13 protein-coding genes are annotated in these 14,755 nt (G+C 74.2%); 8 read left to right on the top strand and 5 right to left on the bottom strand.

All coding sequences use genetic code 11. From position 1 onward, the window contains the following. Nucleotides 1-77: 77 nt before the first annotated feature. Nucleotides 78-1,970, top strand: coding sequence for an O-aminophenol oxidase PhsA (gene phsA / locus FB563_RS03635; RefSeq protein WP_055708700.1), 1,893 nt, complete (start codon nucleotides 78-80; stop codon nucleotides 1,968-1,970). A gap of 36 nt (nucleotides 1,971-2,006) precedes the next feature. Here phsA and FB563_RS03630 read toward each other — a convergent pair whose 3' ends face one another. After that, nucleotides 2,007-2,729, bottom strand: coding sequence for a CTP synthase C-terminal region-related (seleno)protein (locus FB563_RS03630; protein WP_055708693.1), 723 nt, complete (start codon nucleotides 2,727-2,729; stop codon nucleotides 2,007-2,009). Between the two features lie 87 nt (nucleotides 2,730-2,816). Between FB563_RS03630 and FB563_RS03625 the strand changes: the two genes are divergently transcribed. The 4 genes from FB563_RS03625 to FB563_RS03610 all read left to right on the top strand — a co-directional run bounded on the left by FB563_RS03625 (nucleotide 2,817) and on the right by FB563_RS03610 (nucleotide 7,528). Next, a complete protein-coding gene (locus tag FB563_RS03625) occupies nucleotides 2,817-3,713 on the top strand; it encodes a LysR family transcriptional regulator (RefSeq protein WP_055708692.1) in 897 nt (298 codons plus the stop codon). Between the two features lie 129 nt (nucleotides 3,714-3,842). Next, complete coding sequence (locus FB563_RS03620) at nucleotides 3,843-4,418, top strand: PDZ domain-containing protein (protein WP_142218451.1); 576 nt, start codon at nucleotides 3,843-3,845, stop codon at nucleotides 4,416-4,418. A gap of 980 nt (nucleotides 4,419-5,398) precedes the next feature. Continuing rightward, nucleotides 5,399-6,526: an aminopeptidase P family protein gene (locus tag FB563_RS03615; protein ID WP_055708418.1), complete on the top strand. Its 1,128-nt coding sequence runs from the start codon at nucleotides 5,399-5,401 to the stop codon at nucleotides 6,524-6,526. Between the two features lie 66 nt (nucleotides 6,527-6,592). Then, nucleotides 6,593-7,528: a phosphotransferase family protein gene (locus FB563_RS03610; protein WP_055708419.1), complete on the top strand. Its 936-nt coding sequence runs from the start codon at nucleotides 6,593-6,595 to the stop codon at nucleotides 7,526-7,528. A gap of 33 nt (nucleotides 7,529-7,561) precedes the next feature. On the opposite strand, the gene treZ is transcribed toward FB563_RS03610, so the two are convergent. Then, nucleotides 7,562-9,307, bottom strand: coding sequence for a malto-oligosyltrehalose trehalohydrolase (gene treZ, locus FB563_RS03605; protein ID WP_055708420.1), 1,746 nt, complete (start codon nucleotides 9,305-9,307; stop codon nucleotides 7,562-7,564). A 191-nt stretch (nucleotides 9,308-9,498) separates the two neighbouring features. Here treZ and FB563_RS03600 point away from each other — a divergent pair, with 191 nt between their 5' ends. Both FB563_RS03600 and FB563_RS03595 read left to right on the top strand, forming a co-directional pair. Next, nucleotides 9,499-10,050 (top strand): DUF1707 and FHA domain-containing protein, encoded by a 552-nt coding sequence (locus FB563_RS03600; protein WP_055708421.1) that lies wholly within the window; start codon nucleotides 9,499-9,501, stop codon nucleotides 10,048-10,050. 108 nt (nucleotides 10,051-10,158) lie between these two features. Continuing rightward, nucleotides 10,159-10,593 (top strand): subtilase-type protease inhibitor, encoded by a 435-nt coding sequence (locus FB563_RS03595; RefSeq protein WP_055708422.1) that lies wholly within the window; start codon nucleotides 10,159-10,161, stop codon nucleotides 10,591-10,593. 41 nt (nucleotides 10,594-10,634) lie between these two features. Here the strand turns inward: FB563_RS03595 and FB563_RS03590 are convergent, their stop codons facing one another. Then, complete coding sequence (locus FB563_RS03590; protein ID WP_055708423.1) at nucleotides 10,635-11,885, bottom strand: M14 family zinc carboxypeptidase; 1,251 nt, start codon at nucleotides 11,883-11,885, stop codon at nucleotides 10,635-10,637. Nucleotides 11,886-12,023: 138 nt separating this feature from the next. After that, complete coding sequence (gene lpdA / locus FB563_RS03585) at nucleotides 12,024-13,457, bottom strand: dihydrolipoyl dehydrogenase (protein ID WP_055708424.1); 1,434 nt, start codon at nucleotides 13,455-13,457, stop codon at nucleotides 12,024-12,026. A 109-nt stretch (nucleotides 13,458-13,566) separates the two neighbouring features. Between lpdA and FB563_RS03580 the strand changes: the two genes are divergently transcribed. Further along, entirely contained in the window at nucleotides 13,567-14,508 is a 942-nt protein-coding gene (locus tag FB563_RS03580; protein ID WP_079048956.1) for a LysR family transcriptional regulator, read from the top strand. A 6-nt stretch (nucleotides 14,509-14,514) separates the two neighbouring features. Here the strand turns inward: FB563_RS03580 and FB563_RS03575 are convergent, their stop codons facing one another. After that, nucleotides 14,515-14,748, bottom strand: coding sequence for a hypothetical protein (locus FB563_RS03575; protein WP_055708425.1), 234 nt, complete (start codon nucleotides 14,746-14,748; stop codon nucleotides 14,515-14,517). Nucleotides 14,749-14,755: the final 7 nt, after the last annotated feature.

Below are 14,755 nucleotides of genomic sequence, written 5' to 3'. Positions count from 1 at the left end.
ATTCAGGGAACTTCGGCGAGCCGCCGGGAGTCTTGCAGGGTGAGGGAACGAGACCAGAACACACGGGGGTGTTCAGCTTGACCGACCTCATCGAGCGGACCACCGGCGCGGCCGGGCAGCAGGCGGAGAAGGAGCCGGACGAAACGCCGGTCACCACCGAACTGACGCCGTACGTCGAGCCGTTGCCCGTCCCGCCCGTCCTGCGCCCGGCCTCCGCGGACGTCCTGCGCGAGACCGAGATCGCCATCCGCCCGACCTGGGTGCGCCTGCACCCGCAGCTGCCGCCGACCCTGATGTGGGGGTACGACGGGCAGGTGCCGGGCCCGACCATCGAGGTGCGGCGCGGACAGCGCGTCCGCATCGCCTGGACCAACCGCATACCGAAGGACAGCGAGTACCCGGTCACCTCGGTCGAGGTGCCCGCCCGCGCACCCGGCGCACCGCCGCCCAGCACCGATCCCGGCCGCGAGGGCGTCGAGCCCGACAAGGACGTCGCCGCGCTGCCCGCCTGGACGGTGACGCATCTGCACGGCGCCCAGACCGGCGGCGGCAACGACGGCTGGGCGGACAACGCCGTCGGGTACGGCGACGCCCAGCTGTCGGAGTACCCCAACGACCACCAGGCGGTGCAGTGGTGGTACCACGACCACGCGATGAACATCACGCGGTGGAACGTGATGACGGGCCTGTACGGCACCTACCTCGTCCGGGACGAGGAGGAGGACGCCCTCCGTCTGCCGTCCGGGGAGCGGGAGATACCGCTGCTCCTCGCCGACCGTAACCTCGACACCGACGAGGACGGCCGCCTCAACGGCCGGCTGCTGCACAAGACGGTGATCGTCCAGCAGAGCAACCCGGAGACCGGAAAGCCGGTCTCCATCCCGTTCACCGGCCCGTACACCACGGTCAACGGCCGCATCTGGCCGTACGCCGAGGTGGACGCGGCCTGGTACCGCTTCCGGCTGGTCAACGCCTCGAACGCGCGCATCTTCGAGCTCGTGCTGATCGACGAGGACGGCAACCCGGTACCGGGCGTCGTGCACCAGATCGGCAGCGACGGCGGGCTGCTGCCCCGCCCCGTGCCGGTCGACTTCGACGGCGACCTGCCCACGCTGACCGCCGCGCCGGCCGAGCGTTTCGACCTGCTCGTCGACTTCCGTGCGCTGGCGGGCCGCACCCTGCGGCTGGTGAACAAGGGCCCGGGCCGGCCGCCGGGCGTGCCGGACCCGGCCGGCAACGTGCGCTACCCGCACGTCCTGGAGTTCCGGATCCGCGAGACGTGTGCGGAGGACACCTTCGAGCTGCCCGAGGTGCTCTCCGGGTCCTTCCGCCGCCTGACCCACGACCTCCCGCACGGCCACCGCCTGATCCTGCTCACCCCGCCCGCCACCAAGGGGGCCGGCGGCCACCCGGAGATCTGGGAGCTGACCGAGGTCGAGGACCCGAGCGGCCTGACGCTCCCGGCCGACGGCATCGTGCAGGTCACCGGGCCCGACGGCACCACGAGGACATACCGGCGCACCTCCCGTACGTTCAACGACGGCCTCGGCTTCACCATCGCCGAGGGCGGCTACGAGCAGTGGAGCTTCCTCAACCTCGCGCCCATCGTCCACCCCATGCACATCCATCTGGCCGACTTCCAGCTGCTCGGCCGCGACGCCTACGACGTCTCGGGCTTCGACCCGGCCGTCGGCGGCACCCGCACGCCGATCCGTCACGACGCCGGCCGGGCGATCCCGCTCGCGCCCAACGAGCGGGGCAACAAGGACGTCTTCCGGGTGCCGGGCAGCCAGATGCTGCGGGTCATGGGCCGCTTCGACGGGGCGTACGGCCGGTTCATGTACCACTGCCATCTGCTGGAGCACGAGGACATGGGCATGATGCGGCCCTTCGTCGTGATGCCGCCCGAGGCGATGAAGTTCGACCACGGTGGGGCACACGGCGGCCATGGGGAGGGCCACACGGGCTGACGCCGCACCGGTACCGGCGGACCGGCCGGCGGGCGGTCACGCCGGCCGGGCGAGCCGGGACGCGGCGTGCTCGACCGCGGCTCGCGCCAGCGCCCGGACCATCGGGTGCGGGCGCGAGCCGTCGCCGGCCAGCTCCGGCTGGAACAGGGACGCCAGGAAGAAGGGGTGACCGGGCAGTTCGGCGACCCGCACCCGACCCTCCTCGTCGTGCCCGGAGAACCGCAGACCGTGGGCGCGGAGCGTGTCGAGGTGGCGGGAGGGGCCGTAGGCGCAGAAGTACCGCTCGACCGTGCGCGCAGAACCGATCACGGACTGCGCCAGCGAGCCCGGCTCGATCGTCACCGCGGCCTCATGGCCCACCAGCGAGCAGGCCAGCGGCTCGATGAGCGGGTCGGCGGCCTCCGGGTCGTTCTCGGCGTGCGCCACCCCGGTCAGACCGCACACGTTGCGGGCGAACTCCAGCAGCGCATGCTGGAAACCGCCGCACGTGCCCAGGAACGGAATCCCCTCCTCGCGCGCCGTGCGCACGGCCGCGAGGACACCCGCCTCGCTGCGGTACGGGCTGCCCGGCAGCACCCACACGGCATCGAACCCCCGGACCGCGCCCTCGGCCCCGGCGTCCTCGGAGGGGATCCAGTACGCGTCGAGGATCAGCCGGTCATGTGTGGCGAGAGCCTCCAGCAGCAGCGGGACACGGGTGTGGGACACGACGTCGGGGGAGCGGTCGCCGACGAGGGCGATGGTGGCGGTGTTCGTCATGCCCTCATCCTCAGCGGGAGCCCGAGTTCACGTCCAACGATGATCACTGCACCATCGATAAGCATCACTGATGCGATCCTTTGCCGCATGGACCCGCATCTGCTGCGTACGTACGTCACCGTGGCCCGCCTCGCCTCCTTCTCGGAGGCCGCCCGCGAGCTGGGCTACACCCAGTCCGCCGTCTCCCAGCACATCGCCGCGCTCGAACAGGACCTGGGCGCGCCCCTGCTGACCCGGCGGCCGGTCGGCCCCACCGCGGCCGGAGAGCGGCTCCTGGAGCACGCGGGCCCGCTGCTGCTGCGCCTGGACGCGGCCCGCGCCGACGTCCGCCGCATGGCCGCCGCACCCCAGCAGGGACTGACCCTCGCCACCACCCCGACCGCGCTCGGCGCCGCTGTCCTCGCCGCCCTCCCCCCGGCCGGTGTCATCCTGCGCGTCCTCACCCGGGCCGAGATCCCGGCGGCCGTCGCCACCGGCACCGCCGACCTCGGCCTCGTCGACGGGCTCGCCGCGCCCAGCGATCCGCTGCGCCTGCCCGACGTGGCACCGCTGACCACGCACGGCGTCGCCGAGGAACCCGTGAGCGTCCTGCTGCCCGCCGGGCACCCCCTCGCCGCCCGGACGGGCCTCGGCCTGGCCGACCTCGCCGACGCCCGCTGGCTGGACGCGCCCGACGCGGCCCTCCCGCTCGACCAGCTGCGCGCGGCGACCGGCGGCGGCGCGTTCCGCTCCGCGCTGCGCTACGAGGGCACCGACCTGCGCGCCCTCACCGCCCTCGCCGCCGCAGGGCACGGCCTCGTCCTGCTGCCGCGCTCGACCGCCGACGCCGTACCCGGCGCGGTGGCCGTCCCGCTCGGCGCACCCCGACTCGTCCACCGCACGGAACTCCTCCACGGCACAAGCCCCGGGGGAGCGGCACAGGACGTGGTACGGCGGCTGGTGGGACCGGCCGGAGCACCGGTGGGACGGGTGGGAGCGGGCTGAGCACCGCGCCCCGCATGGTGGTCCCCGGGTCCATGGCTACCCTCCGCCACGCTCCGGCCAGTCTCACTCGTTCGTGTCTCGTCGCGGCCCGGCGCCCCGGGTAGAGCACCAGCCGGAGGCGAGCGAACCATGGAACAGACTGCGTTGCGTCCCAAGCCGATGCCCGGTCAGGACCCGTGCGAGGGCGGTACCCCCGACCCGTCCCGCCGTCCGCACGCCGCGCCACGGCGCGGACGGCGGCTGCGGACCCTGCTGTTCGTCGTGTGCACCGGCACCCTGCTGGTGCTGGCCGGCATCGGCATCGGCACGGTCGGCGCCACGGTCATCGGCATGAGCAGGCTCGCCGAACTGCAACGCCAGGCCCCGCCGGGCACGCCGCCGGCCAGGGCCACGCCCACCGCCCCCGCCGCCACGCCCAGCCCCGCTCCCGCTCTCCCGGCCGGGGCGGCTCTGGGCGTCGAGGCCGTCGACGCGGAGAAGGCGGGCGCGCTGGTGGTGGGCGTGCACGTGCCCGGCCCCGGCTATACGGCCGGGCTGGTCCGCGGTGACGTGCTGCTGCAGTTCGGCTCCGTCCGCGTCGACACCGCCGCCGACCTCGCCCGGGCCGTCGCCCGAGCCCGCCCCGGAAAGGCGGTGCTCCTCACCGTGCGTCACAGCGGCGGGGGCTACCAGCAGTTGACGGCCGTACCGGGCGTGGTGACCTGAGCGAGCCGGCGCGGGGCCCCGCCGCATGACCTGTCAACGGCCCGCCGCGTGTGCCCCTGCCTCACGACCGCCGAGCGGGCCGGTGCGGGCGCCTCTGCCTCACGACCGCTCGGCGGGCCGGTGCGGGTCTGTGCCTCGGAACTCCTGAGCGAGCCGGTTCGCGCCCTGGCTCCCGACCCCTCGGTGGGCGACGCGGGTCCCTGCCTCAGAAGCCCTCGGCGGCCCGCCGCGGGTCCCTGCCTTACAACCGCTCGGCGGGCGGGTGCGGGTCTGTGCCTCGGGACTCCTCGGCGGCCTGGTGCGGGCCTTGGTGCATGGCCTTTCGGCGGGCCGGTTGGGCCCGGGTTCACGGTCTCTCGGCGGGCCGGTGTGGGCGCTTCTGCCTCACGACCGCTCGGCGGGCGGGTGCGGGTCTGTGCCTCGGGACTCCTCGGCGGCCTGGTGCGGGCCTTGGTGCATGGCCTTTCAGCGGGCCGGTGCGTCCCCGGGCTCACGGTCTCCCGGCGGCCCGCTGCGTGCGCCCCTGCCTCACGACCGCTCGGCGGGCCGGTTCGTGACCGGGCTCACGGTCTCTCAGTGGGCCGGTGCAGGCGCCCCTGCCTCGGCACCGCTCAGCGGGCCGGTTCGTCCCGGGCTCACGGCCTCTCGGCGGGCCGGTGCGGGCGCCTCTGCCTCACGACCGCTCAGCGGGCCGGTGTGGGTCTCTGTCGCGGAACTCCACGGCGCGCCGGTGCGGGTCCCTGCCTCCCGGCCTCGCGGCGGGCCGGTTCGGCCTCCGTCTCGGGGGCTTCCGGGCACCCCGGGTAACTCGCTGGTCACCCTTCGCACCGCGCGCCATGATGGCCCCATGCCGAGTCCCTCCCGAGCCGACCGCGCCCTGCGGGGAGTACCGGCGATCGGCTCGCGTCACCCTGTCCGGCCGGGCAGGATGCTGCCCGAGATGCCGTCGCCCGTTTCCCGACCCGCGCCCGGAGGCCCGGATGACCGGTAGTACGCCCGCGCTCTTCACCGCCGCCGACTACAGGGCCCGCATGGAGCGCGCTGCGCGCTCCGCTGCCGACGCAGGCCTCGCGGGGCTGCTCGTGGCGCCGGGACCGGACATGGTCTGGCTCACCGGCTACACGCCCACCGCCGTCACCGAACGGCTCACCGTGCTGGTCCTCACCCCCGGCCAGGACCCCGTGCTCGTCGTGCCCACCCTGGAGGCCCCCGACGCCGAGCACGCGGTCGGCGCGTCCGCGCTCACCCTGCGCGACTGGACCGACGGAAAGGACCCCTACGACGTCACCGCCGCCCTCCTCGACGGCCGCGGCCGCTTCGGCATCAGCGACAACACCTGGGCCATGCACCTGTTGGGCCTCCAGCGCGCCCTGCCGGACACCTCCTACGCCTCTCTCACCGACGCCCTCCCCATGCTGCGCGCCGTCAAGGACGCCGCGGAACTGGAACTCCTCGCCGCCGCCGGAGCGGCCGCCGATGCAACGTTCGAGGAGATCCGCAAAGTTCCCTTCGCCGGCCGCCGCGAGTCCGACGTCGGCCACGACCTCGCCGGCCTGCTGCGCCGCTTCGGCCACTCCCAGGTCGACTTCACCATCGTCGGCTCCGGACCCAACGGCGCCAACCCGCACCACGAGGTCGGCGACCGCGTCATCGAGCGCGGCGACATGGTCGTCCTGGACTTCGGCGGCCTGAAGGACGGCTACGGCTCCGACACCACCCGCACGGTCCACGTGGGCGAGCCCACCGAGGAGGAGCGCCGGGTGCACGACATCGTGCGCGAGGCACAGGAGGCGGGCTACCAGGCCGTACGGCCCGGCGTGGCCTGCCAGGAGGTCGACCGCGCCGCCCGCGCGGTGATCACCGACGCAGGGTACGGCGAGTACTTCATCCACCGCACCGGGCACGGCATCGGCGTCACCACGCACGAGCCGCCGTACATGATCGAGGGTGAGGAACAGCCGCTCGTGCCCGGCATGTGCTTCTCCGTCGAGCCCGGCATCTACCTGCCCGGCCGCTTCGGGGTGCGCATCGAGGACATCGTCACGGTCACCGAGGACGGCGGCCGTCGTCTCAACAACACCACGCGTGATGTGGTCATAGTGGACTGAGAGACCAGCCAGAGTGCCAGGAGACACCCCTTTTCGACGACATCCCGGAACGGCGACGCGCGACCCATGACCCAGGCACCGACACCCACCGCGGACACCGTCCGCAGACTGGTCCGTTCGCTGCTCAAGGAGGGCGGCGACGACACCGCGGGCCCCGACGTGCGCCCCGTGACGGAGGGCCGCGCGTACACGTGGTGGGTCGGCGCCCGCCATGTGCTGCGGCTCGCGCCCGACCGCGAGGCCTCGGCACTGCGCCGCCGGGAACTGCGCCTGCGTGACCTGGTCCGGCCGCACCTGCCCGTGGCCGTACCCACCAGCGTCGCGCACGGGGACTGGGCGCCCGGCCTCGCCTACACCCTGGACACCAAGGTGCCCGGCGGCACGGCCGACGAGCACGACGTCTCCGCCGTCGGCGAGGCCGACCTCGCCGGGCTGCTCACCGGGCTGCGCACGGTGCCCGTACGGCAGGCGGAGGCGCTCGGCGTGCCGCGCACCGCCCCGCGCTCCCTGGAGGCGCTGCGCCGCATGGCCGTGCACGCGGCCGAAGGGCTCGCCGCCGCCGACGAGTTCGACGCCGCCCGGCTGCACCAGCTGACCCCGCCCGGCGCGGCCCAGCTCGCCGCGCAGCCCGGCACCGCCGTCCTCACCCACCACGGCCTGACCGGCGAACACGTGGTGGTCAGCGCCGACGGCCGGGTGCGCGGCGTCCTGGAGTGGACCCGGGCGGCGCTGGGCGACCCCGCCGAGGACATCGCCGGCCTCGCCGTCGCCGTCGGCTCCCCGGCGGCCGTCCGCGCCGCCACCCTCGCCGGCTACGGCGCCCGCCCCTGCCTGCGCGGCCTGTGGCTCGCCCGCTGCGACGCGGTCATCCGGCTCGCCGACCACCTCGAGGGCCGCGCGGGCGGTTCCCCGGCGCTGCTCCGGACCCAGCTGCGGAGCGCGTGGGAGCCGATCCTGCTGGAGCGGTTGTCGGACTTCAAGGAGGACCAGCCGGAGCCGTAGGAAACCGGCTCCGGACGGCTTTCGGGCACCGCCTCAGGGCTGCGCCAGCACCACGCACGACTCCCCCGGCACCTGGAGCAACCCGTCCGCTCCCGGAAGCTCCACCGGCTCCCACGCCGCGAGGACGGCCGCCGGACGGGTGCCCAGCGGGATCGCCGCCGGTGCCTTGCCCAGGTTCACCGCCACGCGGACGTCACCGCGCCGGAAGGCCAGCCAGCGGGCGTCCTCGTCGTACGCCACCTTGATGTCGGCCAGGTCGGGGTCGGTGAGGTCCGGCTGTTCGCGCCTGAGGGCGATCAGCCTGCGGTACCAGGCGAGCACGCGCGCGTGGGGCTCGCGTTCCGGTTCCGACCAGTCCAGGCAGGACCGCTCACGCGTCGCCGGGTCCTGCGGGTCCGGCACGTCCTCCTCCGCCCAGCCGTGCGCCGCGAACTCCCGCCGCCGGCCCCGCCGTACCGCCTCGGCCAGTTCCGGGTCGGTGTGGTCGGTGAAGAACTGCCAGGGCGTGCCCGCCGCCCACTCCTCGCCCATGAACAGCATCGGCGTGAACGGCGAGGTCAGCGTCAGCGTCGCCGCGCAGGCCAGCAGGCCGGGGGAGAGCCGGGCGGAGAGCCGGTCGCCCTGGGCGCGGTTGCCCACCTGGTCGTGCGTCTGGCCGTAGCCGAGCAGCCGGTGCCCGGCCACCCGCGCGCGGTCCAGCGGGCGGCCGTGGTGCCGGCCCCGGAACGACGAGTACGTGCCGTCGTGGAAGTAGCCACCGGTGAGCGTCTTGGCGAGCGCGGCGAACGGGGCGCGCGCGAAGTCCGCGTAGTAGCCCTGCGACTCCCCGGTCAGCGCGGTGTGCAGCGCGTGGTGGAAGTCGTCGTTCCACTGCGCGTGCAGCCCGAGGCCGTGCTCCGCGCGCGGAGTGATGACCCGCGGGTCGTTCAGGTCCGACTCGGCGATCAGGAACAGCGGCCGGCCCAGCTCCCCGGCGAGCATATCGACGGCCGCCGACAGCTCCTCAAGGAAGTGGCACGCGCGCGTGTCGTACAGCGCGTGCACCGCGTCCAGCCGCAGCCCGTCGATCCGGTAGTCCCGCAGCCACGCCAGCGCGCTGCCGATGAGAAACGCGCGTACCTCGTCCGAGCCGGGCCCGTCCAGGTTCACCGCCGACCCCCACGGCGTGTGGTGCGCGTCGGTGAAGTACGGCCCGAAGAGCGGCAGACGGTTCCCGGACGGCCCCAAGTGGTTGTGCACGACGTCCAGGACGACCCCCAGGCCGAGTTCGTGCGCCCGGTCCACGAACCGTTTCAGCGCCTCGGGGCCGCCGTACGGCTCGTGCACCGCCCACAGCGACACCCCCTCGTAGCCCCAGCCGTGCCGCCCGGGGAACGGGCACACCGGCATCAACTCCACGTGCGTGACGCCCAGTTCCACCAGGTGTTCCAGCCGGGCCGCCGCCGCGTCCAGGGTGCCCTCCCGGGTGTACGTGCCCACGTGCATCTCGTAGAGCACGGCACCCGGCAGCTCCCGCCCCGCCCACTCGGTGCGCCACGCGTGGCGGCCGTGGTCCACGACCGCGCTCAGCCCCTCGGGACCGTCCGGCTGACGGCGCGAGCGGGGGTCCGGCAGTACGGGCCCGTCGTCCAGCGCGAAGCCGTACCGCGCGCCGTCCCCGGCCTCCGCCTCCCCCGTCCACCAGCCCGCGCGCTCGGGATCGCGCGCCAACGCGCGCGTGCCGCCCTCGCAATGGAGCGTCACTCGGTCTGCTTGCGGTGCCCACACCTCGAACTGCACGGACGGTTCCCCTTCGTCTGTGATGTCTCGCCTGCTCACCGTGATGTCCCGCGCCCCCATCGTGCCCGCCCGGACGATCGATCCGCTTTCGAATCCGCCCTTTCCCGGCGGGTGTCGCGGAAGTACCCGCAGACCGGCGCCGATTCCGCGTTTTCTGGACACCCGGGGTTCACTGCCCGACAATCACCAGCGTGACGTCGTCCTTCGAGTTCTCCACGTACCCCGCGCGGCTGTCCGACGCGGAGCGCGACAAGGCGCTGCAGGTGCTGCGTGACGGCGTCGCCATGGGCCGGCTCTCGCACGACACGTTCGTGCGCCGCATGGAGCTGGCGCTGGCCGCCCGCCGCGCCGACGAACTGGCCGCCCTCGTCGCCGACCTGCCCCGGGAGAACCGCCTCTCCCGCGCGGTCCTCGGCACCGTCGAGGCCGTCTCCGGGTTCACCGTACGGCTGCGCCGGGCCTGGCAGGCCGAGCGGCTGCCCAAGCTGCTGCTGCCGCACCCGGAGCGCACCCATCCGCTGCGCATCGGCCGCGACCCGGCCAACGGGCTGCGCCTGAACCACGAGACCGTCTCCCGGGTGCACGCCGAGCTCAGCCGCCAGGGCGGCATGTGGGTCCTCAGGGACCTCGGCTCCACCAACGGCACCACCGTCAACGGCCGCCGGGTGACCGGCTCGGTCGTCGTCCGCGAGGGTGACCAGGTCGCCTTCGGCAGGATGGCGTTCCGGCTCGCCGTGAGCTGAGGGACACCGGCCGCGCGGGTGCGGAACCGGCGCCCCCGCACGCGCGCGTGCCTCCCGATCGGGTGATCCGGGCTGTGGAACGCGGCCCCGCGTGCCGATGCATCGGGCATGACGTACCTCACCCGACTGACCACGGCCGCCGGCGCCCTGCTGGCCTGTGCCGGTCTCCTCGCCGCGGCCCCGGCCCAGGCGGCACCCAGCGCCGCGCGATCCACGTTTCCGCTCACCGACAACTGGCTCTATGTGACCGTCATCCGCGGCGAGAACGCCCAGGCCGGTGACAAGCACGGCACGCTGCTGATGTGCGACCCGCTGCCCCTGGGGTACGCGCGCGCGGCCGAGGCCTGCGACGAGCTCACCAAGGCCGGCGGCGACATCTCGCGCATCCCGCAGAAGAAGGTCTTCTGCCCGATGATCTACGCCCCCGTGACCGTCCACGCGCACGGGCAGTGGAACGGAGAGCCGGTCGACTACCAGGAGACGTACTCCAGCAAGTGCGCCATGGAGGCACGGACGGGAGCGGTGTTCGCCGTGGACCACTGAGCCCGGCTGCCGGGAGAGCCGACACGGGCGGCGTGCAGGCTTCACACCGCCCGCTCCCGGGCCTGCTGAGCCGCCACCAGCACCGTCCGGGACTGGTGCTCCACCTGGTGCTCCACCGGCACCCAGCGGGCCCGGAAACGCGTCGCGAAGGCATCGCACCAGTCGGTGACGAGCTGCTCCAGCCGCGGCGCCGCCCGGTCGTCCGTCTCCCGCAGCACCCGCAGCAGCATCGCCGCAGCACGCAGCGGCAGCCGCCGCCCGAAGGCGTCCACACTGCCGACGTACGCCATCGTCGTGGCGGCCGGCGGGGTGTGGACCCAGTCCTCGGCCAGGCCCGGGATCAGCTCCAGCGCCCAGCGCGCCGCCCGCAGCAGCGGACCGTCCACGCCCTCGAGGCGGGGCAGCGCCTCGGCGAGGATCCGCTCCACCTCCAGCGAGTCCCGCAGCAGCCGCTGTGCCAGGCGCCGCATCGCCGCCGCCGGCGCCGGGTGCGGCGCCGGATCGTCCACCAGGTCGCTCGCCCACATCGGCACCTCCACCACGGCCGTCAGACCGCCGTAGCGGTGCGCGTGGTACCAGGTGCTGTGCCGGGCGTCGTCCGGCATGCTCGGGTAGGCCGCGCCCGTCTCCGGGCCGGGCATGACGTGCACCCCGGGGCCGGAGGCCGGCCAGCCGGCGGCGTCCGAGGCGCCCGCCTCCACCGGGATGTGCAGCTGCGCCGCGGACTTGGCGAACGGCTCCGCGAGCCCCGGCACGTCCTTGGTCAACTGCACCCAGCTGCCGCCCAGGTCGGTGCCGTGCAGGGTCACCTGGAGGTAGGGCCGCAGCTCGTCGATCACCCCGGTCAGCGCCCGGGTCTCGGGCGGCAGCCGGTCCGGCGGGAGCACGGACGGCGACCACTCCGGCTGCTCGGCGCCCGTCGGCCGGTAGAAGCCGAGGTGGTAGTCGAGCAGGCTGCGCGGCGCCGGCGTCACATGCAGGCTCGCCCCGTCCGGATCCGCGCACAGCAGGAAGTGCCAGGACGTGCCCGCCCGCAACTCCCGCTCGGCCAGTACGCGTTCGGCCAGCACCCGCAGGGTGGAGCCCCCGGTCGGCTCGTTGGCGTGGGCGCCGGCGACCACCAGCACCGCCCGCCGGGCGTGCCCCACCGACAGCAGGTGCAGGGGTCTGCCCGCGCGTGAGACGCCCACCTGCCTGAGCGAGCACAGCCCGGGTTCCTGAGCGGCCAACGCCTGTGCGGAGGCGATCAGTTCGGGAACGCTGGGGTAGCGCAGCTCCGGCAGAAGACTCACCCCCGACTTGTTCCGCCCGGCTTCGCCCTCCAAGTCCCGCACGCGGAAGGTGAACTGTCAAGCATGCGGCGGGGGAGGCTACCGGGGGCGCCCGGACGGAAGCGCGGGGGTGCGGCGGGCGCGGTGCGTGCCGTGGGTTCACTGCTGGTGCAGGCCGCGTCCCGCGAGCGTCAGGAACGCCTCGCCGACCGCCTCCGACAGCGTCGGGTGCGCGTGCACATGCCGGGCCACGTCCGCGGGCTCGGCGTCCCAGCCGACGATCAGCTGGCTCTCGGCGATCATCTCCGACACGTGCGGGCCGACCAGGTGCACGCCGAGCACCTGCCCGCCGCCGGCCTCGGCGACGACCTTCACCATGCCGCCTTGGCCGTGCACCATACCCTTGGCCACGGCGGTCAGCGGCATGGTGTTCACCTCGACCTCGCGCCCGCGCGCGCGTGCCTCCGTCTCGCTCAGCCCCACCGCGGCGGTCTGCGGCGAGGAGTACGTCACCCGGGGCACAGCCGCGTAGTCGACCGGGGCCGGCCGCAGCCCGGCCAGGGTCTCGGCGACCAGCAGGCCCTCCGCGAACGAGGCGTGGGCGAGGCCCGGGGAGGGCGGCGGCAGCAGGTCGCCGACGACATGGATGCCCGGCACGGCCGTCTGCAGCCGGTTCCAGTCCGCCGGTACGACGAACCCCCGGCCGTCCGTCGTCAGGCCGGCCGCCGCCAGGTCCAGGCCCTCGGTGACCGGTGCCCGGCCGACGGCCACCAGCAGCCGCTCCGCCTCCACCGTGCGCGTCTCGCCCCGCGCGGTGCGCACACGCGCGCGTACGCCGCTCTCCAGAACCCGCGCGTCCAGCAGCCGGGCGCCCGCTTGCACGTCCATGCCGCGCTTCCTCAGCCCGCGCGTCAGATGCCGGCTCACGTCGGCGTCCTCCAGCGGAACGATCCGGTCCGCGGCCTCGACCAGGGTGACCTCCGCGCCCATGGACCGGTGGAAGGAGGCGTACTCGACGCCGATCGCGCCGCCGCCCAGCACCAGTACGGACGCCGGCAGCCCCGGTGCGAACAACGCGTCGTCGCTGGTGACCACACGCCGCCCGTCGGGCTCGAGCCCCGGGAGCGTGCGCGGGCGTGAGCCGGTGGCGAGCACGATTCCCCGGCGCGCGGTGAAGTCGCCCACGCCTGGCGTGGGATCCATGTGCGCGCCCTCCACGCGCACCGCGCGCGCCCCCGTCAGTCGGGCGCTGCCCCGCACCACCCGTACGCCGGCGTGCGCCAGATGCGCCTCGACCCCCTTGTGGTTGCGCGCCACGATGTCGTCCCGCGTGGCCACCAGCGCCGACCAGTCGACCGAGTCCAGCGTGGCCTTCACGCCCCACCGCTCGCGTGCCTCGGCGATTCCGTCGACCAGTTCGGCGGCGTGCAGCATCGCCTTGCTCGGGATGCAGCCCCGGTGCAGACAGGTGCCGCCGACCTTGTCGCGTTCGACGAGGACGACGTCAAGACCGAGGGCGGCGGCGCGCAGAGCGGTGCTGTAACCACCCGTGCCGCCGCCGATGACGATGACATCCGATGTGTTGACGGTCATGGCATCCACCCTCCGTCCACCTCTTGCCATGAGTCCAAGGCAATGTTCTTGTAGGAGCCATGCAGGATGCTTATGAGTGGATGCCTGCGACTCGTAGGGGGGTGCGGAGTTGAGCCTGCGACAGATGGAGTACTTCGTGACGGTCGTCCACGAGGCGTCCTTCACCCGCGCGGCGGACGCCCTGCACGTCACCCAGCCCGCGCTCTCGCACCAGATCAAGGCCCTGGAGAAGTCGGTCGGCGGCGCCCTGCTGGAGCGCATGGCCCGCGGTGTGCGCCTCACCCCGATGGGCCGGGCCTTTCTGCCGCACGCCGAACTCGCCGTCCGCAGCGCCGCGCAGGCCCGCCGCGCGGCCCGCGCCACCGCCGGCGCCGAGGGCGGTGAACTGCACGTCGCCACCCTGCACTCGCTCGCCGTCGGCGTCCTGCCCGATGTCTTCGCCCGCTGGCGCAAGGCCCACCCCCGGGTCCTGCTGCGCCTGCACGAGTACGCCACCGCCGAGGCGCTGGAGGAGGCCGTCCAGCGCGGCACCGCCGACCTCGCCTTCGGCCCGGAACCCGCCGACCCGCCGGGCACCGTCGTACCGGTCGGCGAGGAGGAAGTCGTCCTGGTGGTCCCGTTCGACGACCGACTGGCGGGCCGTACGACGGTGACGCTGCCGGAACTGGCCGACCGGCCCTGGATCCGCTGTGCCATGGAACCCGTCGTGCACGGTGAGCGCTTCCTCGACTGGGCCTGCGGCCGGGCCGGGTTCACCCCGCGGACCGCCGTGTGGACCGAGCACACCTCGACGGCCGTGCGGATGGCCGCCGCCGGCGTCGGTGTGTGCGCGTCCTCGGCCCACCTCGTACGCGGCGCCGTCGGCGAGGACTGCGTGATCCTCACTCCCGACCCGGCCTGGAAGCGCTCCATGGCCGTCTACGCGCGCGTGCCGCTCACCGGCGCCGCCGAGGCCTTCGTGGATCTCCTGCGCGTCGCCTGGGCCGATCTGGGCGCCCCGCCGGAGGGGTTGTACGAGCGCTGCCGGTTGTCCACCGCGGCCACCGTCTGAGTCGGCTCAGTCCTGCGCGGTCCGTTCCAGCAGCGCGACCGGTAGCCGTTGGAAGAGGTCCGCCACGCGCGCGTGGCCCGTGAACTCCCGCCCGCCGGTGAGCGCGTCCGTCCACTGTCCCGGGGGGAGGGTCAGCAGGGTCTTCTGCCCGGTCGTGGTTCTCCTGGGCGTCGCCTGGGCCGATCTGGGCGCCCCGCCGGAGGGGCTGTACGAGCGCTGCCGGTTGTCCACCGCGGCCACTGCCTGA

The organism is Streptomyces puniciscabiei, assembly GCF_006715785.1.
GTDB classification, from domain to species: domain Bacteria; phylum Actinomycetota; class Actinomycetes; order Streptomycetales; family Streptomycetaceae; genus Streptomyces; species Streptomyces puniciscabiei.
This window is presented reverse-complemented; position numbering and strand designations above follow the sequence as displayed.

Bases quoted from the DNA above. Each gene is read 5' to 3' on its own strand.
- FB563_RS03630 (WP_055708693.1), bottom strand. From the start codon at position 2,729: ATGACGAACACCGCCACCATCGCCCTCGTCGGCGACCGCTCCCCCGAC.
- FB563_RS03625 (WP_055708692.1), top strand. From the start codon at position 2,817: ATGGACCCGCATCTGCTGCGTACGTACGTCACCGTGGCCCGCCTCGCC.
- FB563_RS03620 (WP_142218451.1), top strand. From the start codon at position 3,843: ATGGAACAGACTGCGTTGCGTCCCAAGCCGATGCCCGGTCAGGACCCG.
- FB563_RS03615 (WP_055708418.1), top strand. From the start codon at position 5,399: ATGACCGGTAGTACGCCCGCGCTCTTCACCGCCGCCGACTACAGGGCC.
- FB563_RS03610 (WP_055708419.1), top strand. From the start codon at position 6,593: ATGACCCAGGCACCGACACCCACCGCGGACACCGTCCGCAGACTGGTC.
- FB563_RS03595 (WP_055708422.1), top strand. From the start codon at position 10,159: ATGACGTACCTCACCCGACTGACCACGGCCGCCGGCGCCCTGCTGGCC.
- lpdA (WP_055708424.1), bottom strand. From the start codon at position 13,457: ATGACCGTCAACACATCGGATGTCATCGTCATCGGCGGCGGCACGGGT.